This window comes from Streptomyces sp. NPDC059247 (assembly GCF_042754005.1).
Classification (GTDB): domain Bacteria; phylum Actinomycetota; class Actinomycetes; order Streptomycetales; family Streptomycetaceae; genus Streptomyces.
This window is the reverse complement of record NZ_JBHYZW010000005.1, coordinates 161226-182243: the sequence shown is the minus strand read 5'-3', so window position 1 is coordinate 182243 and position 21018 is coordinate 161226. Positions and strand designations below refer to the sequence as shown.

At 71.6% G+C, this 21018-nt stretch carries 15 protein-coding genes and 2 pseudogenes; 10 read left to right on the top strand and 7 right to left on the bottom strand.

The genetic code is table 11. The annotated features are described in order from the left end of the window. The first annotated feature begins 193 nt into the window (after positions 1–193). The 4 genes from ACFXGN_RS12820 (at position 194) to ACFXGN_RS12805 (ending at position 4982) form a co-directional block, all read left to right on the top strand. On the top strand, positions 194–1405 hold the full coding sequence (locus ACFXGN_RS12820; protein ID WP_384857293.1) for an ROK family protein: 1212 nt from the start codon (positions 194–196) through the stop codon (positions 1403–1405). Positions 1406–1527: 122 nt separating this feature from the next. Further along, positions 1528–2592, top strand: a complete 1065-nt coding sequence (locus ACFXGN_RS12815) for a sugar ABC transporter substrate-binding protein (protein ID WP_384857290.1) — start codon at positions 1528–1530, stop codon at positions 2590–2592. Between the two features lie 300 nt (positions 2593–2892). Next, positions 2893–3672, top strand: a complete 780-nt coding sequence (locus tag ACFXGN_RS12810) for an ATP-binding cassette domain-containing protein (RefSeq protein WP_384857287.1) — start codon at positions 2893–2895, stop codon at positions 3670–3672. Further along, on the top strand, positions 3669–4982 hold the full coding sequence (locus tag ACFXGN_RS12805; RefSeq protein WP_384857284.1) for a sugar ABC transporter permease: 1314 nt from the start codon (positions 3669–3671) through the stop codon (positions 4980–4982). Before ACFXGN_RS12810 ends, ACFXGN_RS12805 begins: the two co-directional genes overlap by 4 nt. A gap of 162 nt (positions 4983–5144) precedes the next feature. Here ACFXGN_RS12805 and ACFXGN_RS12800 read toward each other — a convergent pair. Further along, positions 5145–5342: pseudogene (locus ACFXGN_RS12800) on the bottom strand (IS5/IS1182 family transposase); the annotation flags it as partial. A gap of 251 nt (positions 5343–5593) precedes the next feature. On the opposite strand from ACFXGN_RS12800, the gene ACFXGN_RS12795 reads away from it, so the two are divergent. Both ACFXGN_RS12795 and ACFXGN_RS12790 read left to right on the top strand, forming a co-directional pair. Next, positions 5594–6148, top strand: coding sequence for a hypothetical protein (locus tag ACFXGN_RS12795; protein ID WP_384857281.1), 555 nt, complete (start codon positions 5594–5596; stop codon positions 6146–6148). 84 nt (positions 6149–6232) lie between these two features. Then, entirely contained in the window at positions 6233–7348 is a 1116-nt protein-coding gene (locus tag ACFXGN_RS12790; protein ID WP_384857278.1) for a hypothetical protein, read from the top strand. Positions 7349–7357: 9 nt separating this feature from the next. Here the strand turns inward: ACFXGN_RS12790 and ACFXGN_RS12785 are convergent. Continuing rightward, a pseudogene (locus ACFXGN_RS12785) lies at positions 7358–8542 on the bottom strand (MFS transporter); the annotation flags it as partial. 166 nt (positions 8543–8708) lie between these two features. Between ACFXGN_RS12785 and ACFXGN_RS12780 the strand changes: the two are divergent. From ACFXGN_RS12780 to ACFXGN_RS12765, 4 genes are all read left to right on the top strand, one after another. Further along, the gene (locus tag ACFXGN_RS12780) at positions 8709–9068 is read left to right on the top strand and encodes a zinc ribbon domain-containing protein YjdM (protein WP_384857275.1); all 360 of its coding nucleotides are present in this window, start codon (positions 8709–8711) and stop codon (positions 9066–9068) included. Positions 9069–9422: 354 nt separating this feature from the next. Then, positions 9423–11351 (top strand): 1-deoxy-D-xylulose-5-phosphate synthase, encoded by a 1929-nt coding sequence (gene dxs, locus ACFXGN_RS12775; protein WP_384857271.1) that lies wholly within the window; start codon positions 9423–9425, stop codon positions 11349–11351. Positions 11352–11459: 108 nt separating this feature from the next. Next, the gene (locus ACFXGN_RS12770) at positions 11460–12974 is read left to right on the top strand and encodes an amino acid permease (RefSeq protein ID WP_384857268.1); all 1515 of its coding nucleotides are present in this window, start codon (positions 11460–11462) and stop codon (positions 12972–12974) included. Positions 12975–13072: 98 nt separating this feature from the next. Then, a complete protein-coding gene (locus ACFXGN_RS12765) occupies positions 13073–14152 on the top strand; it encodes a hypothetical protein (RefSeq protein WP_384857265.1) in 1080 nt (359 codons plus the stop codon). Between the two features lie 71 nt (positions 14153–14223). Here ACFXGN_RS12765 and ACFXGN_RS12760 read toward each other — a convergent pair whose 3' ends face one another. The 5 genes from ACFXGN_RS12760 to ACFXGN_RS12740 all read right to left on the bottom strand — a co-directional run bounded on the left by ACFXGN_RS12760 (position 14224) and on the right by ACFXGN_RS12740 (position 20975). Further along, a complete protein-coding gene (locus tag ACFXGN_RS12760; RefSeq protein ID WP_384857262.1) occupies positions 14224–16362 on the bottom strand; it encodes a 3-hydroxyacyl-CoA dehydrogenase NAD-binding domain-containing protein in 2139 nt (712 codons plus the stop codon). After that, positions 16359–17573, bottom strand: coding sequence for a thiolase family protein (locus tag ACFXGN_RS12755; RefSeq protein ID WP_384857259.1), 1215 nt, complete (start codon positions 17571–17573; stop codon positions 16359–16361). The genes ACFXGN_RS12760 and ACFXGN_RS12755 overlap by 4 nt, the downstream gene beginning before the upstream one ends. 236 nt (positions 17574–17809) lie before the next feature. Further along, the gene (locus ACFXGN_RS12750) at positions 17810–19090 is read right to left on the bottom strand and encodes an HRDC domain-containing protein (protein ID WP_384857256.1); all 1281 of its coding nucleotides are present in this window, start codon (positions 19088–19090) and stop codon (positions 17810–17812) included. A gap of 83 nt (positions 19091–19173) precedes the next feature. Continuing rightward, positions 19174–19839: a response regulator transcription factor gene (locus ACFXGN_RS12745; RefSeq protein ID WP_015037008.1), complete on the bottom strand. Its 666-nt coding sequence runs from the start codon at positions 19837–19839 to the stop codon at positions 19174–19176. Between the two features lie 440 nt (positions 19840–20279). Further along, positions 20280–20975, bottom strand: coding sequence for a DUF3000 domain-containing protein (locus ACFXGN_RS12740; protein WP_384857253.1), 696 nt, complete (start codon positions 20973–20975; stop codon positions 20280–20282). Between the last annotated feature and the right edge of the window lie 43 nt (positions 20976–21018).

The window sequence follows — 21018 nt, the reverse complement described above, 5'->3', positions numbered from 1 at the left end:
CCGGTATCCCAGTGACCGCAGCACCCCGCAGCACCCCCAGGGCCCCCGGCGCACCGCGCGCCGGGGGCCCTGTCGTGTCGCGTCCCGGCGGGCGGCGCGTACGGTCCGCCAATCAAGGTCTTGACGGGAAGCGGGCCGAAAGAGTCCCCTTGGGGTTCACATGTTGGAGAAAACGGTGGGAGTGAGTGGGTCGATGGAGACTCCTGGGTCGCAGACGTCGCTGCACAGGGCCAATCTCGAACGGGTCGTCCGCGCGGTGCGCATGGCGGGTTCGCTCACCCAGGCGGAGATCGCCCGAGCGACGGGCCTCTCCGCCGCCACGGTCTCCAACATCGTGCGGGAGCTGAAGGAAGGCGGCACCGTCGACGTCACGCCGACCTCGGCGGGCGGGCGCCGGGCCCGCAGCGTCTCCCTCTCGGGGGACGCGGGCATCGTGATCGGGGTGGACTTCGGCCACACCCATCTGCGGGTCGCCATCGGCAACCTCGCCCATCAGGTGCTCGCCGAGGAGGCCGAGCCGCTCGATGTGGACGCCTCCGCCGCCGAGGGCTTCGACCGGGCGGAGCAACTGGTCAACCGGCTGATCCTGACCACCGGGATCGGCCGGGACAAGGTGATCGGGGTGGGGCTCGGTGTCCCCGGCCCCATCGACGTCTCGTCCGGCACGCTCGGCTCGACGTCGATCCTGCCGGGCTGGAGCGGCATCAACCCGGCCGAGGAGCTGTCCGGACGGCTGGGCGTCCCCGTGCGCGTCGACAACGACGCCAACCTCGGCGCGCTCGGCGAGCTGGTCTGGGGCAGCGGCCGGGGCGTCAAGGACCTGGCGTACATCAAGGTGGCCAGCGGCGTCGGCGCCGGGCTCGTCATCGACGGGCGGGTCTACCGGGGGCCCGGCGGCACCGCGGGGGAGATCGGGCACATCACGATCGACGAGTCGGGTCCGGTCTGCCGCTGCGGCAACCGGGGCTGTCTGGAGACCTTCACCGCCGCCCGGTACGTGCTGCCGCTGCTCCAGCCCGGTCACGGGCCGGACCTGACCATGGAGCGGGTGGTCCGGCTGGCCCGGGAGGGCGACCCGGGATGCCGCCGGGTGATCGCCGACGTGGGACGGCACATCGGCAGCGGTGTCGCCAACCTTTGCAATCTCTTGAACCCGAGCCGGGTCGTGCTCGGCGGCGATCTCGCGGAGGCGGGCGAACTGCTCCTGGCCCCGGTGAGGGACTCCGTCTCGCGGTACGCGATCCCCAGCGCCGCCCGTCAACTCACCCTGGTCCAAGGGGCGTTGGGTGGTCGAGCCGAGGTTCTCGGGGCGCTCGCACTGGTGCTGAGCGAGATGGGTGATTCGACCCTGTTGGAGAGTTCACCGCCGACTTCGGGCCCCTCTCCCCGGCTTGCCTTCACTTAGAGAACGAGCGCCACCGTTGTCATCTCGTTAAGGATTTACTTCTTGACGACATCGTTGGGGCCGAGTTGACTTCGTGCCACCTCGGCCGCAACGTCGCGGCCTCGTCAGGGAGGCAACCCCCCATGAACGCAGTGACGCGTCGTGCCGTCATAGCAACGGCCGCGGTCTCGATGGCCCTCACGCTCGCCGCCTGCGGCAAGGCCGGTGGCGGCGACAGCGGTGACAAGGGCGGCTCGACCAAGATCGGTCTGCTTCTGCCGGAGAACAAGACCTCGCGCTACGAGGCCCTGGACAAGCCCCAGTTCGAGAAGGCCGTCCGGGCCGCCTGCGCGGACTGCGAGGTCGTGTACAACAACGCGGTCTCCGAAGTCGTCAAGCAGAAGCAGCAGTTCGACCAGCTGATCGCCGACGGCGTCAAGGTCATCGCCCTCGACCCGGTCGACGCCACCAAGGCCGCCGCCTGGGTCAAGGACGCCAAGGCCAAGGGCGTCAAGATCGTCGCGTACGACCGTGCCGTCGCGGGCGCCGACGCCTACGTCAGCCACGACAACAACAAGGTCGGCGAACTCCAGGGCCAGGCGCTGCTCGCCGCCCTCGGCGGCGGGGCCGCCACCGCCAATGTGGTGATGATCAACGGCGACGAGAAGGACCCGAACGCGGCCCTGTTCAAGAAGGGCGTCCACAGTGCCCTGGACGGCAAGGTCGGCAAGATCGCGTACGAGGCGTCCGGCGAGTGGGACCCGAAGGTCGCGGGCGAGAAGATGTCCGCCGCGATCTCCTCCGTCGGCAAGGGCAAGATCGGCGCCGTCTACTCGGCCAACGACGGCATGGCCGGCGGCATCATCACCGCCCTGGAGAACGCGGGCATCAAGAACATCCCGGTCGGCGGCCAGGACGCCGAGGTCGCGGGCGTCCAGCGGATCATCGCGGGCACGCAGACCTTCACCATCTACAAGTCCCCGCTCCAACTGGCCCCCGAGGCAGCCAAGTTCGCGGTGAACCTCCTCCAGGGCAAGGACCTGGGCGCGCAGGGCGCGACCGACGGCGTGCCGTCGACGCTCTTCCCGCCGGTCGTCGTCGACAAGACCAACATCCAGACCACGGTCGTCAAGGACGGCATCTACCAGGTCGCCGACCTGTGCACCCCGGACCTCGCCGCCAAGTGCGCCGCCCTGGGCATCAAGTAGCCCCTCCCGGGTCCGGAGGCGACAGCCCCCGGGCCCACCCGTCGGCCCCGCGCGGGGCCGGCACCACGGACCGGTCCCGCCACCGGCCCGCGCGCGGCGCGGGCCCCGCGTACGGGGCTGCGCCCCCGTACGGACCGGAAGGCGTCCGCCCGGTCCGTCCCTCCGCCCGTCCGGTCCCCGGCCGACCCAGACCCCGCTGTCGGTCCGGGGGCCGGACGAGCCCCTTCCCCCTCGAAACTTCGGCGCCGCACGGCGGCGCGACATCCCGCCGTTCCCCGGGCGGCGAAGGAGTTGGTTCACGTGTCCCAGACGCCCGTGCTGGCGTTGCGCGGGATCTTCAAGCGGTTCGGAGCGGTCCAGGTCCTCTCCGGTGTCGATCTCGAAGTCCACGCAGGAGAGGTCGTCGCGCTCGTCGGCGACAACGGAGCCGGAAAGTCCACGCTGGTCAAGACCATCGCGGGCGTCCACCCGATCGACGAGGGCGTCATCGAGTGGGAGGGCGGGCGCGTCGAGATCCAGCGCCCCCAGGACTCCCAGAACCTCGGCGTCGCCACCGTCTACCAGGACCTCGCGCTCTGCGACAACCTCGACGTCGTCGCCAATCTGTTCCTCGGCCGCGAGATCAAGAAGGGCGGCGTCCTCGACGAGGTCGCCATGGAGAAGCGGGCGAAGGACCTCCTCTCCACCCTCTCCATCCGCATCCCCAGCGTCCGCATCCCCGTCGCCGCCCTCTCCGGCGGCCAGCGCCAGGTCGTCGCCATCGCGCGCGCCCTGGTCGGCGACCCCAGGATCGTGATCCTCGACGAGCCGACCGCCGCGCTCGGCGTCGAGCAGACCGCCCAGGTCCTCGACCTGGTCGAGCGGCTGCGCGAGCGGGGCCTCGGCGTCATCCTCATCAGCCACAACATGGCCGATGTGAAGGCCGTCGCCGACACCGTGGCCGTCCTGCGCCTGGGCCGCAACAACGGCACCTTCCCGGTGGCCACCACCACCCACGAGGAGATCATCGCCGCGATCACCGGCGCCACGGACAACGCCGTGACCCGCCGCCAGGCCCGCAACGCGGAGGTGACGAAGTGAGCGAGACCCCTCCCACCACGAGCGAAGCGGCCCCGGTGCCCGAGCCCCGCGGCGGCGGCGCCCCCGCGACCGAGGTCCCGGCCCCCGCGACCGTCCCCGCCGTCGACCCCCGCCTCCTCGTGCGCGAGCGGGGCTTCAAGGGGTACGTCGAGGAGTTCAAGCGCAAGATCCGCTCCGGCGAGATCGGCTCGCTGCCCGTCGTGGTCGGCCTGATCGTCATCGGCATCGTCTTCCAGGCGCTCACCGGCAACTTCATCACCTCGTACAACCTCGACCAGATCACGCTGTACGCGGTCGGCCCCGGCATCATGGCCGTCGGCATCGTCTTCGTCCTGCTGCTCGGCGAGATCGACCTCGCGGTCGGCTCGGTCGCCGGTCTGGCGGGATCGGTCTGGGGCGTCCTCGGCACCGACATGCCCGACTCCCTCGCCATCCTCCTCGGCATCCTGTCCGGCACCCTGCTCGGCGCCTTCCACGGTCTGGTCTTCGCCAAGATCGGCGTGCCCGCCTTCGTCGTCACCCTCGCCGGGTTCCTCGGCTGGGCCGGACTCCAGACCTGGGTGATGGGCGACCGCTCCACCATCCCCACCCCGATCGGCAGCTTCGTCGGCGACCTCACCAAGTACTACTTCTCCGACGTCGCCGCCGCCTACGGCCTCGCCGTCGTGGTGATCGCCGCCTTCTGGTACGCCCAGTTCCGCGACGCGAGCCGCCGCAGGTCCGCCGACCTGCCGCACCGCCCGCAGAGCGAGATCGCGCTGCGCACCGGCGTCCTCGCGGTCCTGGTCCTCGCCGCCGCGTACGGCTTCAACCAGGAGCAGGGCCTGCCGCTCTCCCTGGTGATCTTCCTGGCGATCCTGCTCGTCACCGACTTCGTGCTGCGCCGCACCACGTACGGCCGTCAGGTCTTCGCGGTCGGCGGCGGCATCGAGGCCGCCCGCCGCGCGGGTGTCAACGTGTCCTGGATCCGGATCTCGGTCTTCATGATCTCCGGCACGACGGGCGCCGTCGGCGGTCTGTTCCTCGCCTCCGCGACCGGCGGCGCCGACCGCTCCCTCGGCGGCGGCAACCAGCTGATGATGTGCATCGCGGCCGCCGTCATCGGCGGTACGTCCCTGTTCGGCGGGCGCGGCAAGGTCTGGTCGGCGCTGCTCGGCATCCTGGTCATCCAGTCGATCGTCCAGGGCCTCAACCAGATGAACCTGTCCTCGAACGCCATCCAGTACATGATCACCGGAGCCGTCCTGCTGATCGCCGTGATCATCGACTCGGTCTCCCGGCGCACCCAGAAGACAGCGGGCCGCGCCTGACCGCGCTCCCACCCGGAAGAGCCGGAGGGGGCCGCCCGCCCGTGCGCACGCACGAGCGGACGGCCCCCTCCGCCCGCGTCCGGCGAGCGTTCCCGACGGTCCCTCTCCAGGACGAGGCCGGCCGCGGCGCCCGCCGCCATGCGACGGGGACCCACGAGGACCGGCGTGGGCGGCGGCGGAGATCCCGAAGGCGACGGCTGTCCGTACGAGGGCGTCGTGCTCGCGGAGGCGCACCGAAGCGACCAGCGCACGCTGGTGCGGCGGCTTGCGGCGCCGGTCGTCCTGGCGGGTGACGATGAGCAGGGTGACCCACTCGATCAGGGCGGGTGGGAGGTCGGGTGCGGCAGGGCAGGGAACCAACGTGCCGCCTGAGTCGACGTGTCGAGACTTCGAGCGCCTTCCTCAGCGGTACGGAGCCTCGTGCGTCGCGTGTGGCTGTCGCCTGATTCGGCGGCCAGGCCGGAAGGCCCCACCGGCGCCCGTTCCCCGTGGCTCGTTCCGGCGCATCTCCCTCAGATCGACCTCAACTCAATAGATGTGTAAGGCCTGTTGTGCTTGTGTTGATCGCGGCGGAACGACCAACCGCTTACGACGCACAGGGGGAAATTCTCATGACATCGCTCTCTCGTAAAGTCGCCCTGGCCGGGTCCCTGGCCCTCGGAGCCGGGATGCTCGTCGTCCCTCAGGCGCAGGCCGCGACGCCCGGGGAGGAGGGCTGCCCGCCGGACGTGTGGACCAAGGTCGTGCGGATCAAGTCCGGCTACGAGGCCATCGGCAACACCGCAGGAAAGCGGAACGGGTCGTCGGCCGCTTCTCGCCTGACCTACGCCATGACGACGACCACCGCGAAGGAGACCAAGTGGACCTCCGGACTGACCGGCAGCGCCTCCTGGGGGATCGCGAAGGTCGAGGCGTCGATCTCCCGTGAGATCGTCGACAAGGCCGAGAAGGGCGTGACGGTCACGAGCTGGATGGAGGTGCCCGGCGGTAAGTACGGCTACACCACCCCGAAGATCGAGCGGACCAACTACGTCGTCGAACGCTGGCAGGACACCGCCGGCTGCGGCGCGAGGTTCCTCGGCAACGAAGGCAGCCTGGCCGCCATCACGGTCTTCCCGTTCTTCTCGGAGTGCATCTCCAGCGGTCCGTGCACACCCAGGCCGTAGCAGCACCGCACGGGGGCCGATCCTTGCGGGACCGGCCCCCGCACGTGTCCGCCACGTCTCGTCGAGCCGCGCCAAGGAGCCTCCATGACAGCAGTCGCCCCCCGTCCCCGTGCCGTACTTCCGTGGCTCGCCGCCGCGGCTCTCGGTCCTCTGATGCTGACCGGATGCAGCAGTGATGAATCCCAGGCGGCGCCCCCGCGGGGCATCGTCCTGAACCTCGGAGGAAGCATCGGCGTCCTCGACGAGATCGACTCTCCTGTGAGGATCGCGGCGAAGCGCCCCGCAGATGCCGAGCCGGGCGAGGACATCCACACACTCAGTGAGCAGAGCCAGCTGTCCTCCGGTGAGATCGTCGGTGTCGACGACGGCACCCTGGTCTCGCTGGAGCCCGCCCGCCCGGAACGCGCCACCGTCCTCGGGCCTGCCGTGACCTGGTTCCCCTCTCAGCGAGAACACCAGGCCTGGGCCGTCACCGAACAGCCGGCGCCGACAGCGTGCGGGGGCAAGGACCTGCCCGAATCGGTGACCGCTCGCTACGCGGTACGACAGTACGACCTCTCCGGGCGGCCCGGGCCGGAGGGCTACGCGCTTCCCTGCGGGATCCGGCCCCTGGCCGACAGCGCGCAGGGCTTGATCGGGCTGCTCACCACGGCGGACGACTCCAGCGTGGGCAACGCGAAGAAGGCACGCACCGACATCGTCCTGCTCGATGCGAAGACCCGTCTCCCCACCCGCACACTGGCGAGAGACGCCTCTGTCGTCAGCACCGGGCCATCACGTGTGATCTGGCGGCAGGAGGGCTGCGGGAAGAGCGGCTGCGTCACCGCCTACGACACCGCGGCGGACAAGAACACGCCGCTGCCGGACTGCACGGCAGGCACCCCCGCCGGACGTGGCGTGCTCTCCGCTGACGGACGGTGGTACGCCACAGCGCTCAACACCACCACGGCGGCCGACCACCTGGCGGTCCTCGACCTCACCGAAGGCGACTGCAAGGACCTGGGGCAGCCGGCGAACCTGTCAGGGACGGACCTGGACGGGCCCTTCGAGGTGGCTTGGTCCCGGACCAACCTCCTCACCCTCGACACCACGAACGGCGCTCTGACGAACTTCGACGCCGTCTCCGGCCAGAGGACCGACCGCGAGTCGAACCTGCCGATCACCGGAACAGCGCAGATCTGGGGCACCCTTCCGAACTGATCCAGGCCCACGCCGGCCCGCCGGTCCACCGACCGGGCCGACGGGCGTCGGGGTGCGGCGTTCCAGGGTGGCCGACCAGAGGGCGAGGAGCAGGGCGGAGGTCGCGAGGGCGGCGCCGACCCAGTTGGGGGCGGTGTAGCCGAGGCCCGCGGTGATGACGAGGCCGCCGAGCCAGGCGGCCAGCGCGTTGCCGAGGTTGAAGGCGCCGATGTTGACCGCGGAGGCCAGCGTGGGGGCGCCGTGGGCCTGGTCGAGGACGCGTTTCTGCAGCGGCGGCACGGTGGCGAAGCCGAGGGCTCCGACGAGGAGGACGGCGAGCGCGGCGAGGACCTTGTGGTGGGCGGCCACGGTGAACAGCGCGAGCACGACCGCGAGCCCGCCGAGAGCGACGTACAGCAGGGGCATCAGGGCCCGGTCGGCGTAGCGTCCGCCGACCAGGTTGCCGAGGAACATGCCGACGCCGAAGAGGACGAGGAGCCAGGTGACCGCGCCGTCGGAGTATCCGGCGGTCTCGGTCATCATCGGGGCGATGTAGGTGATCGCGGCGAAGACCCCGCCGAAGCCGAGGACGGTCATGGCCATGGCGAGCAGTACCTGGGGGTTGCGGAACGCGGTCAGCTCGCCGCGCAGCCGGGTCTCCTCCGGGCGGGGGAGTTCGGGGACGAGCCGGGCGATGCCGAGCAGCCCGATCACCCCGAGCGCGGCGACGGCGGCGAAGGTGGCGCGCCAGCCGACCGCCTGCCCGACGAGGGTGCCCAGCGGGACGCCCACGACGTTGGCCAGGGTCAGTCCGGTGAACATGGTCGCGATGGCTCCGGCCTTCCGGTCCGGGGCGACCAGTCCGGCGGCGACGACGGAGCCGATGCCGAAGAACGTGCCGTGCGCGAGGGAGGCGACCACGCGTCCGGCGAGCATCGTCCCGAAGTCCGGGGCGAGGGCGGAGAGCAGGTTCCCGGCGACGAAGAGGCCCATCAGCAGCATGAGCATCCGTTTCCGGCCGACCCGGGAGCCGAGGACGGTCAGGAGCGGGGCGCCGACGACGACGCCGAGCGCGTAGCCGGTGACGAGGAGTCCGGCGGTGGGGACGGTGACCCCGTAGTCGGCGGCGATCCCGGGCAGCAGGCCCATGATCACGAATTCGGTGGTGCCGATCCCGAAGGCCCCTACGGCCAGCGCGAGGAGTGCGAGAGGCATGGGTCCGTCCCTTCTCCGAGTGCTTGAGCGGGCTCTTGATGAGACTCGACAATAATTGCGCACGCGCTATAAATGCAAACGCTGATAGTTGTCGTGGTCGCGTAGTGTTCGACCGCTGGAAGTCTTCGGCTTTCACCAGGGGCGGATCGGCTCCTAAAATCGAACAGTGAACGAGAACCTCCCCCCGTGCCCCCACTGCTCCGGCGTCTACACCTACGAGACCGGCGCCCTGCTCGTCTGCCCCGAATGCGGCCACGAGTGGTCGGCGACGGCGGACCCCGGAAGCCCGTCCGGCGACGACGGCGCGCGGGTCGTCAAGGACGCCGTGGGCAACGTCCTCGCCGACGGCGACACCGTGACCGTCGTCAAGGCGCTCAAGGTCAAGGGCAGCCCCGGCGGCATCAAGGCGGGCACCAAGGTCCGCGGCATCCGCCTCGTGGACGGCGTGGACGGCCACGACATCGACTGCAAGGTGGACGGCTTCGGCCCCATGCAGCTCAAGTCGAGCGTGGTCAAGAAGGCCTGACGCCCGGGGCCGCCCCGGAGTGCGGTCAGGGCGGGACTCCGGGGGCGTGGAATCCGGACGGACGCGACGGGCGTCCCGCCGTACCGGCCGGGCGGAGTCCCGGAGGCGGGCGGCCACCCCGCACACGGTCCGGGTGCCGCGACCGCCCGGCGCGGGGTCGGAACCCGTGCGGATCCCCGGCCCGGCGGCACCCCGCCCGGCCCACGGCCCGCCCCGCGCGGAGCCGTACAGATTAACGCCATGTAGGCCATCCGAGTGATGCCCGACTCCCCGGCCCGATGTCCGCGATCCGGGACGGAACATTAGACTCGACAAATCGGCAAGCTCGACCAGCTCAAACGCAAGGAGGAACGGGTGGCTCTGCTGACCCGTATCAGGGGACCGCGAGATCTGGACCGGCTCTCCCCGGAACAGCTGGACCAGCTGGCCGACGAGATCAGGACGTTCCTGGTGGAGGCCGTCTCCAAGACCGGCGGGCACCTCGGGCCCAACCTCGGCGTGGTCGAGCTGACCATCGCCCTGCACCGCGTGTTCGACTCCCCGAAGGACAAGGTCCTCTGGGACACCGGCCACCAGAGCTACGTCCACAAGCTGCTCACGGGCCGCCAGGACTTCTCGAAGCTCAAGATGAAGGGCGGCCTCTCCGGCTACCCCTCGCAGGCGGAGTCCGAGCACGACGTCATCGAGAACTCGCACGCCTCCACGGTCCTCGGCTGGGCCGACGGCCTCGCCAAGGCCAACGAGGTCCTGCGCAAGGACGACCACGTCGTCGCCGTCATCGGCGACGGCGCCCTCACCGGCGGCATGGCCTGGGAGGCGCTGAACAACATCGCCGCCGCCAAGGACCGCCCGCTCGTCATCGTCGTCAACGACAACGAGCGCTCCTACGCGCCCACCATCGGCGGCCTCGCCAACCACCTGGCGACCCTGCGCACCACCGACGGCTACGAGCGCTTCCTCGCCCGGGGCAAGGACATCCTGGAGCGCACCCCGGTCGTCGGGAAGCCGCTCTACGAGACCCTGCACGGCGCCAAGAAGGGCCTCAAGGACTTCATCGCCCCCCAGGGCATGTTCGAGGACCTCGGCCTCAAGTACGTCGGCCCCATCGACGGCCACGACATCGAGGCCCTGGAGTCCGCCCTGACGCGCGCCAAGCGCTTCGGCGGCCCCGTGATCGTCCACTGCCTCACCGAGAAGGGCCGCGGCTACCAGCCCGCCCTCCAGGACGAGGCCGACCGCTTCCACGCCGTCGGCAAGATCCACCCCGACACCGGTCTGCCCATCGCCTCCTCCGGCGCCGACTGGACCTCGGTCTTCGGCCAGGAGATGGTCGAGCTCGGCAAGGAGCGCGAGGACATCGTCGCCATCACGGCGGCCATGCTCCAGCCCGTCGGCCTCGACAAGTTCGCCAAGGCGTTCCCCGAGCGGGTCTTCGACGTCGGCATCGCCGAGCAGCACGCCGCGGTCTCCGCGGCGGGCCTCGCCACCGGCGGCCTCCACCCGGTCTTCGCGGTCTACGCCACCTTCCTCAACCGCGCCTTCGACCAGGTCCTGATGGACGTGGCCCTGCACCGGTGCGGCGTCACCTTCGTCCTGGACCGGGCGGGCGTCACCGGCACCGACGGCGCCTCCCACAACGGCATGTGGGACATGTCGATCCTCCAGGTCGTGCCCGGACTGCGACTCGCCGCCCCGCGCGACGCCGACCAGGTCCGCGCCCAGCTCCGCGAGGCCGTCGAGGTCACCGACGCCCCCACCGTGGTCCGCTTCTCCAAGGGCGCCGTCGGCCCCGCCGTCCCCGCGCTCCGCCGCGTCGGCGGCATGGACGTGCTCCGCGAGCCCGGCAGCGACCGCCCCGACGTCCTCCTGGTCTCCGTCGGCGCGCTCGCCCCGATGTGCCTGGAGATCGCCGACCTGCTCGACCGGCAGGGCATCTCCACCACCGTCGTCGACCCCCGCTGGGTCAAGCCGGTCGACGAGGCCCTCGCCCCGCTCGCCCAGCGCCACCGGGTCGTCGTCACCGTCGAGGACAACAGCCGGGTCGGCGGCGTCGGCTCCGCCGTCGCCCAGGCGCTCCGCGACGCGGACGTGGACATCCCGCTGCGCGACTTCGGCATCCCGCCGCGCTTCCTCGACCACGCCTCCCGGGGCGAGGTCATGGCCGAGATCGGCCTGACCGCCCTCGACGTCGCCCGCCAGGTCACCGGCCTGGTCTCGCGCCTCGACGGACGGTACGAGAGCGCCGAGCCCGCCGAGCCCGTCGTGGAGCCCGTGCGCGACTGACGGACCCCGTCACCTGGGGCCGGTCGGTTCACTCTTCGGAGTGCCGACCGGCCCTTTCGCGTGCCTTCCGGGCCCCGGGCGGGCAGCCCTCCGGCAGGAGGTACGACGATGAGCACGGACCAACAGCCGCGTGCCGGCTCGGGCATGTTCCGGACCAAGTCGGTCGAGCAGTCGATCCGCGACACCGAGGCGCCCGAGCACGCACTCCGGAAGTCCCTGTCCGCCTGGGACCTGATGGTGTTCGGGGTGGGTGTCATCATCGGCACCGGCATCTTCGTCCTCACCGGCAAGGTCGCCAAGGAGAACGCGGGCCCGGCGACCGCCATCGCCTTCGTGGTCGCGGGCGTCGTCTGCGCCCTGGCCGCCCTCTGCTACGCCGAGTTCGCCTCGACGGTGCCGGTGGCGGGATCGGCGTACACCTTCGCGTACGCCTCCATCGGCGAGCTGCCCGCCTGGATCATCGGCTGGGACCTCGTCCTGGAGTTCGCCCTGGGCACGGCGGTGGTCGCCGTCGGCTGGTCGGGCTACGTCCGCTCGCTGATGGACAACATCGGCTGGCACCTGCCACCCGCGCTCGAAGGCCCCGACATCCCCGGCGGCACCTTCGACCTCCTCGCCTTCGTGCTCGTCCTGGTGCTGACCGTCGTCCTCGTCCTCGGCATGGAGCTCTCCGCCCGCATCACCTCCGTCGTCGTCGCCATCAAGGTGACCGTGGTGATGATCGTGATCGTGGCGGGCCTGTTCTTCGTCGTCGGCGACAACTACAAGCCCTTCATCCCGCCCGCCGTCACCCCGCCCGGCGGCGGCTCCGACTGGACCGAGCCGCTGATCCAGCTGATGTTCGGCTACCAGCCGACCAACTTCGGCGTCATGGGCATCTTCACCGCCGCCTCCGTCGTCTTCTTCGCCTTCATCGGCTTCGACGTGGTGGCCACCGCCGCCGAGGAGACCAAGCTGCCCCAGCGGGACATGCCCCGGGGCATCCTCGGCTCGCTCGTCATCTGCACCGTGCTCTACGTGGCCGTCGCCCTCGTCGTCACCGGAATGCAGCACTACACGGAGCTGTCCGTCGACGCCCCGCTCGCGGACGCCTTCAAAGCCGTCGGGCACCCCTTCTACGCGGGCGTCATCAGCTTCGGCGCCGCCGTCGGCCTCACCGTGGTCTGTCTCATCCTGCTCCTCGGCCAGACCCGGGTGTTCTTCGCGATGAGCCGCGACGGACTGCTGCCCCGCTTCTTCTCGGTCACCCACCCGAAGTACCGGACCCCCTACCGGCCCACCATCCTGCTCGGCGTGATCATCGCCGTCGTCGCGGGCTTCACCAGCATCAACGAACTCGCCACCCTGGTGAACATCGGCACCCTCTTCGCCTTCGTGGTGGTCGCCGTGGGCGTCCTGGTGCTCCGCCGCACCCGCCCCGACCTGCCGCGCGCCTTCCGCACCCCCTGGGTCCCCGCCCTGCCGATCCTCTCCGTCGCGGCCTCGTTCTGGCTGATGCTCAACCTGCCCGCCGAGACCTGGTTCCGGTTCGCCGTCTGGATGCTGCTCGGCTTCGTCGTGTACTTCCTGTACGGCCACCGGCACAGCCGCCTCGCGCGCGAGGACGGCGAACTCCCCTCCTGACCGCCGATCCCGAAGGCGCGGAAAGGGGCGTCCCGGCGGGAGACTAGAGTCGGCTCGTACCCGAACTCCTCCCGACGACCGGAGTGCTGGATCCCCCCATGGCGAATCGATCCCAGGTCCCCGCTGCCCGCTCCCACGGCTCCGCCGCCCCCCGGCTCCAGGGATCCTGGCTGACCCGTGGGGCGGACGGCAGGTTCAGTGCCCATCTGCCGAGGGACGGAGGGGTGGTGCGCTGGACCGAGCGGGAGGACGGCGGCTGGACCGGCCCCGACCCGCTCGGCGGCGAAGGACTGAGCGCCTTCCTCGCCGTCGGCCAGGGAGCCGACCGCTATGTGCACCTCGTCGGTCTGCGGCCCACCGGCGGTGAGGACGACCACGTCGAGCTGGTGCACTCCGTCCAGTTCCAGACCGGCCGTCCCGCCGTGGCCTGGCGCCCCATCGGACACTCCAACGGCAAGGGGCCCTGGACCGGCGACCCGGCCGTCGCCGTGGACGCCCAGGGCCGCGTGTACGTCTTCGTGCGCAACGGCGGCGGCGGACTCAGCGTGCGGGCCCAGAAGGACGCCGGCGGCTGGCACCCCTGGTGGGACCTGATGGGCTCGAAGACCGACCCCTCGCCGGTCGCCCTCACCAACGGCTCGGGCATGGTCGAACTGCTCAGCTGCCACGCCAAGGGCCTCGTCCGCTACGTGCAGCGGGAGGCGGGCGCCAAGCCGCTCCGTGAGGAGCTGGTCCCCGCCTCGGTGGTCATGGGGACCCTGGCGGCCACCACCGGCCCCTCCGGCCACGTCACCCTCTTCTACCTCGACGGGGACGGCCGGGTCTGCGCCTGGTCCCCGGAGCGCTCCCTGGAGCCCACGCCGCTCGGCGACGCCGTCGGCACCGGGCGCCTCGCCGCCACCCGCTGCCTCATCGACGGCTTCGACTGCACGGTCCTCGCCCAGCAGTCCGCCGACGGCCGCCTCGCCCTCGCCGCCTACCCGAGCGAGCAGGAGAGCGAGGGCATCAAGTGGTCGGAGACCGGGGACGTCCAGGGCGACCTGTCCACCGTCCTCACCCGGGGCCTCGACGGGCGCCTCGTCGCGATGGCCCTGGTCGGCGGCGCGGGCCTGGTCACCACCCGGCAGAAGGCGGCGGCCGAAGGCCTCCTCCTGGAGGGCTGGCGCTCCATAGGGTGACCCGCCCGCGACGACGGGAACGGCCCCGGCACCTGGAAGAGGTGCCGGGGCCGTTCCGCGTACGTCCGAGGTTACGCCGGGACGCTCGCCACGCCCTGCGGCAGGAAGCGCCTGCCGTTGGCGCGCTCGGAGACGCCCTCGCGGTCCAGGTACGGCGTGATGCCGCCCAGGTGGAAGGGCCAGCCCGCACCGGTGATCAGGCAGAGGTCGATGTCCTGCGCCTCGGCGACGACACCCTCCTCCAGCATCAGACCGATCTCCTGTGCCACCGCGTCCAGGACCCGGGCCCGGACCTGCTCCTCGGTCAGGACGGAGTCGCCCTGGACGAGGAGGGCGGCGACCTCCGGGTCGAGCTCCGGCTTGAAGCCGTTCTCGGGCTTGTAGACGTAGAAGCCGCGCTTGCCCGCCTCGACGACCGCCTTCAGGTTGGGCGAGACCGTGAACCGGTCCGGGAAGGCGCGGTTCAGGGTCTCGGAGACGTGCAGCCCGATCGCCGGGCCGACCAGCTCCAGCAGGACCAGCGGGGACATCGGCAGACCCAGCGGCTCGACCGCCTTCTCCGTCGTGGCCACCGGGGTGCCCTCGTCGATGACGTTCTGGATCTCGCCCATGAAGCGGGTCAGGATGCGGTTCACGACGAACGCCGGGGCGTCCTTGGTGAGGACCGCGGTCTTCCTCAGCTTCTTCGCGACACCGAACGCGGTGGCCAGCGAGGCCTCGTCGGTCCGCTCGCCGCGCACGATCTCCAGGAGCGGGAGGATCGCGACCGGGTTGAAGAAGTGGAAGCCGACCACGCGCTCGGGGTGCTTCAGCTGCGAGGCCATCTCCGAGACGGACAGCGAGGAGGTGTTGGTGGCGAGGATCGCGTGCGCCGGGGCGACCGCCTCGACCTCCGCGAACACCTTCTGCTTGACGCCCATCTCCTCGAACACGGCCTCGATGATGAAGTCCGCGTCCGCGAAGCCCTCGGCCTTGTCCAGGACACCGGAGACCAGGCCCTTGAGCCGGTTGGCCTTGTCCTGGTTGATCCGGCCCTTGCCGAGCAGCTTCTCGATCTCGCCGTGGACGTAGCCCACGCCCTTGTCGACGCGCTCCTGGTCGATGTCGGTCAGGACGACCGGCACCTCCAGACGGCGCAGGAACAGCAGGGCGAGCTGGGAGGCCATCAGACCGGCGCCGACGACACCGACCTTGGTGACCGGGCGGGCCAGCGACCTGTCCGGGGCGCCGGCGGGGCGCTTGGCGCGCTTCTGCACCAGGTTGAAGGCGTAGATGCCGGAGCGCAGCTCGCCGCCCATGATCAGGTCGGCGAGCGCCCGGTCCTCGGCGTCGAAGCCCTTCTGCAGGTCGCCGTCCTTGGCGTCCCCGATGATGTCGAGGGCGCGGTAGGCGGCCGGGGCGGCGCCGTGGACCTTGGAGTCGGCGAGGGCGCGGCCCTTGGCGACGGCCTGGTCCCAGGCCTCGCCCCGGTCGATCTCCGGGCGCTCGACGGTGACGGAGCCGTTGAGGACCCCGGCCGTCCAGACCAGCGACCGCTCCAGGAAGTCGGCGCCCTCGAACAGGGCGTCGGCGATGCCCAGCTCGAAGACCTGCGCGCCCTTGAGCTGGCGGTTCTGGTTCAGCGAGTTCTCGATGATGACCGAGACGGCCTTCTCCGGGCCGATCAGGTTCGGCAGGAGGGCGCAGCCGCCCCAGCCGGGCACCAGACCGAGGAAGACCTCGGGCAGCGAGAAGGCCGGGAGGGCCTTCGACACGGTGCGGTAGGTGCAGTGCAGACCGACCTCGACGCCGCCGCCCATGGCCGCGCCGTTGTAGTACGCGAAGGTCGGCACGGCGAGCCCGGAGAGCCGCTTGAAGACGTCGTGGCCGCCCTTGCCGATGGCGAGCGCCTCGTCGTGCTTCCGCAGCAGCTCGACGCCCTTGAGGTCGGCGCCGACGGCGAAGATGAACGGCTTGCCGGTGAGGCCGACGCCGGTGATCTCACCGTTCGCGGCCTCGGCCTCGACCTGGTCGATCGCCGCGTTCAGGTGGGCCAGCGACTGCGGGCCGAAGGTGGTCGGCTTGGTGTGGTCGAAGCCGTTGTCCAGCGTGATCAGGGCGAACCGGCCCGCACCCGCGGGCAGTTCGAAGTGCCGTACGTGGGCGCTGGTGACGACCTCGTCGGGGAAGAGCTCGGCGGCGCCCTTCAGAAGCTCGGCGGTGGTGCTCACTTGCCCTCCCAGTGGGGGTTCTCCCAGATGACCGTCGCGCCCATGCCGAAGCCGACGCACATGGTGGTGAGGCCGTAACGGACCTGCGGCTGCTCCTCGAACTGGCGGGCCAGCTGGGTCATCAGCCGGACGCCGGAGGAGGCGAGCGGGTGACCGTAGGCGATGGCGCCGCCGTACTGGTTCACCCGGGTGTCGTCGTCGGCGATGCCGTAGTGCTCCAGGAAGGCGAGGACCTGGACGGCGAAGGCCTCGTTGATCTCGAAGAGCTGGATGTCCTCGATGGACAGTCCGGCCTTGGCGAGGGCCTTCTCGGTCGCCGGGATCGGGCCGTAGCCCATGACCTCGGGCTCGACGCCCGCGAAGGCGTACGAGACGAGGCGCATCCTGACCGGGAGGCCGTTCTCGCGGGCGAACTCCTCGGAGGCGATGATCGAGGCGGTGGCGCCGTCGTTGAGACCGGCCGCGTTGCCCGCGGTCACGTTGCCGTGGACGCGGAACGGCGTCTTCAGGCCCGCGAGGGACTCCAGGGTGGTGCCGGGACGCATCGGCTCGTCGGCCGTGACCAGGCCCCAGCCGGTCTCACCGGTGGTGGCGTCGGTGCGGCGGACCGAGACCGGCACCAGGTCCTGCTGGATCTTGCCGTCGGCGTACGCCTTGGCGGCCTTCTCCTGCGAGCGCACGGCGTACTCGTCGGCGCGCCGCTTGGTGATGCCCGGGTAGCGGTCGTGCAGGTTCTCGGCGGTCATGCCCATGAAGAGGGCGGACTCGTCGACGAGCTTCTCCGACACGAAGCGCGGGTTCGGGTCGACGCCCTCGCCCATGGGGTGGCGGCCCATGTGCTCGACGCCACCGGCGATGACGGCGTCGTACGCGCCGAAGGCGATCGAACCGGCGACCGAGGTCACGGCGGTCAGGGCGCCCGCGCACATGCGGTCGATGGAGTAGCCGGGCACCGACTGGGGCAGTCCGGCGAGGATGCCCGCCGTACGGCCCAGGGTCAGGCCCTGGTCGCCGATCTGGGTGGTCGCGGCGATGGCGACCTCGTCGATCTTCGCGGGGTCGAGACCCGGGTTCCGGCGCAGCAGCTCCCGGACGGCCTTCACGACGAGGTCGTCGGCGCGGGTCTCGTGGTAGATGCCCTTCGGGCCCGCCTTGCCGAACGGGGTGCGGACGCCGTCGACGAAGACGACGTCCCTGACGGTACGAGGCACGATGGCTCTCCTCCAGGGTGCGGGGTGGCACTGCTGCTGCGGCCCACGCCTAAGCGTGCGCTTGCTTCCCCCATGCTACTTACGAGTAACCAGACTGCCCACCCCTTGGGCCCCAAGCGGCGAAGGTCACATCCGCCACCCTGCCGCAAGAGGCCGGGCGGCGCCGGGGAACCGCCCGGAAAGACGGAACGGCCCCCGGCGTCCTCGCGGATGCCGGGGGCCGTCCCCGTACGGGGTCAGGCGGTCGCCGTCAGGGCCTTCACCAGGAGCGGGGTCACCAGCTCCACCTGCCAGGGCCGCGCGCCGTACCCGCTCAGGGCGGCGGACACGCTCTCGGTCCCCGCCGTCGGCGGCTCCCAGCAGACCCGGCGCACGGTGTCCGGGGTGATCAGGTTCTCCTGCGGCAGGTGCAGGGTCTCCGCCAGCGCCGACACCGCCGTGCGCGCCGCCGAGAGCCGCGCCGCCGCCGCCGGGTCCTTGTCCGCCCAGGCGCGCGGCGGCGGCGGACCCGCCACCTGCGTGCCCGGCTGCGGCAGCTCGTTCTCCGGCAGCGCCCTGGCCCGGTCCACCGAAGCCTGCCACTGCTCCAGCTGACGGCGGGCCATCCGGTGCCCGAAGCCGGGCAGCGCGGTCAGCGCGGCCACGTTCACCGGGACGGCGAGCGCCGCCTCCACGATCGCCGCGTCGCTCAGCACCTTGCCGGGGGAGACGTCCCGCCGCTGGGCGATCCTGTCGCGGGCCGTCCACAGCTCCCGTACGACCGCCATCTGGCGGCGCCGCCGCACCTTGTGCATCCCGGAGGTGCGCCGCCAGGGGTCCTTGCGCGGCGGGGCGGGCGGGGCGGAGGCGATGGCGTCGAACTCCTGGAGGGCCCATTCCAGCTTGCCCTGCCGGTCCAGCTCCTTCTCCAGCGCGTCGCGCAGGTCGACGAGGAGTTCCACGTCGAGCGCCGCGTACCGCAGCCAGGGCTCGGGCAGCGGGCGGGTGGACCAGTCGACGGCGGAGTGGCCCTTCTCCAGGGCGTAGCCGAGGACGGACTCGACCATCGCGCCGAGACCGACGCGCGGGAACCCCGCGAGCCGTCCGGCCAGTTCCGTGTCGAACAGCGAGGTCGGCACCATGCCTATGTCCCGCAGACAGGGCAGGTCCTGGGTCGCCGCGTGCAGGATCCACTCGGTGCCTTCGAGCGCCTCGCCGAAGCCGGAGAGGTCGGGGCAGCCGACCGGGTCGATGAGCGCGGTGCCCGCGCCCTCGCGGCGGAGCTGGACGAGGTAGGCGCGCTGGCCGTAGCGGTAGCCGGAGGCGCGCTCGGCGTCCACGGCGAGGGGCCCGCGTCCGGCGGCGAAGGCGGCGATCACCCCGGCGAGGGCGTCCGCGGTCTCGACGACGGGCGGAATCCCTTCGCGGGGCTCCAGCAACGGGATCGGAAGCCCAATCGCAGGGACGTCGTCGTCCGGGGGGCCGCCCCCGGTGGTGCGCAGTGCGGTGTCTGCTGCGGTCTCTTGGGCGTCGGTCACCTGTCAAGGGTATCGGTGAACGGCGGGCGCCCGCCGACGGAACGTTCCGTCGACAGGCGCCGGGTCTTTGTCGACCGGGTGGGTCAGTGGATGATCCCGGTCCGCAGGGCCACCGCGACCATGCCCGCCCGGTCTCCGGTGCCCAGCTTGCGGGCGATCCTGGCGAGGTGGCTCTTCACCGTGAGGGCGGAGAGGCCCATGGAGACGCCGATCGCCTTGTTCGACTGGCCCTCCGCGACGAGCCGGAGCACTTCGACCTCACGGCCGGAGAGCTCGCGGTAGCCGCCCGGGTGGCTCGGGGCACCCGGGGGGCGGCGGTGGCCGAGCCGGGCGGCGGCGGCACCGATGGGGGCGGCGCCCGGCCTGGTCGGATGGCCGATGTTGGTCCGGGTGCCGGTGACGACATAGCCCTTCACGCCGCCCGCGAGGGCGTTGCGCACGGCGCCGATGTCGTCGGCGGCCGAGAGGGCGAGGCCGTTGGGCCAGCCCGCGGCGCGGGTCTCGGACAGCAGGGTCAGACCGCTGCCGTCGGGCAGGTGGACGTCGGCAACGCAGATGTCGCGCGGGTTGCCGACGCGGGGGCGTGCCTCCGCGATGGACGAAGCCTCGATCACGTCACGTACTCCGAGGGCCCACAGGTGGCGGGTCACGGTGGAACGGACGCGCGGGTCGGCCACGACGACCATGGCCGTCGGCTTGTTCGGGCGGTAGGCGACCAGGCTTGCGGGCTGCTCGAGGAGAACGGACACCAGGCCTCCTGAAAAGGATGCGGGACGGGGCCGGCTCGGGGAAGAAGCCGGGGGGTGAACCCGTGCTGTGAAGGGGTCACTGACTCCTTCGGCAGGAGGGCGGCCCGCCTTTAGGGAAAGATCACGATTTGGTGAGTAACAATTAGGGCAATTCGGATGCGTGATCGATCATCCTACGAACGGCCCCCGCCCCGTCACCCCCACGAGGGAGCACCGGAGCACCCGTCCGGCCACCCGGGACCGTGACCGGCCCGGCCACGGTCCCGGACCGTCCCGGACCGCCCCGCCAGGCGTGCGGGCCGCCCGTCCGGGAAGGGCCCCGCGCCCGTGGGCCGTCGCCCCGCCGGGGGCCCCGCACCCGCGGGCCGTTTCGCTTCCGTGGACCGCCCGCCCGTCGGACACCCCGGGCCCGCCGGGGGCGACGCGTCCGCCGCCGGACCTCATGCCTGCTGCGGGCCCCGCCGCTGGGGCAACGAGACGACCCCCGCCCCCGACACCGTCCCCGCCGCACCCGGTTCCACCGCGACCGGCGGCAGCCCCGCGATCTGGCAGAGCAGATCGCACCAGGCCGCCAGGTGCGCCCCCGTGTCCGGCACCCCGCCCAGCCCCTCCCGGGGCGTCCACGACGCCCGGATCTCGATCTGGGTCGCGGGCCTGCGGTCCGCGAGCCCCCCGAAATAGTGCGAGCCCGCCATCGTCACCGTCCCGCTCGCCTCCCCGTACGAGAGCCCCCGCGCCTCCAGCGCCCCCGTCAGCCAGGACCAGCACACCTCGGGCAGCAGCGGGTCCGCCGCCATCTCCGGCTCCAGCTCCGCCCGTACGAGCGTCACCAGGCGGAACGTTCCCTTCCAGGCCTCGTGCCCGTCCGGGTCGTGCAGCAGCACGAGCCGTCCGTCCGCGAGGTCCTCCTCGCCGTCCACCACGGCCGCCTCCACCGCGTACGCGTACGGCGCGAGACGCTGCGGGGGCCGCGTCGGATCGACCTCCACCTCCGGCCTCAGCCGCGCCCCCCGCAGCGCCTCCACCGCCCGCCGGAACGCGAGCGGCACCGGGTTCGTCTCCGTGCTGTCCGCCGTTTCGCCCGTCCCTCGATCGCCGTCGGAATGATCGGAAAAATGTCCCTGCGCCGCAGCCATGCGGGGAAGAGTAGGCGGAACGGGCCCTCCGTGCAGGGAGGAC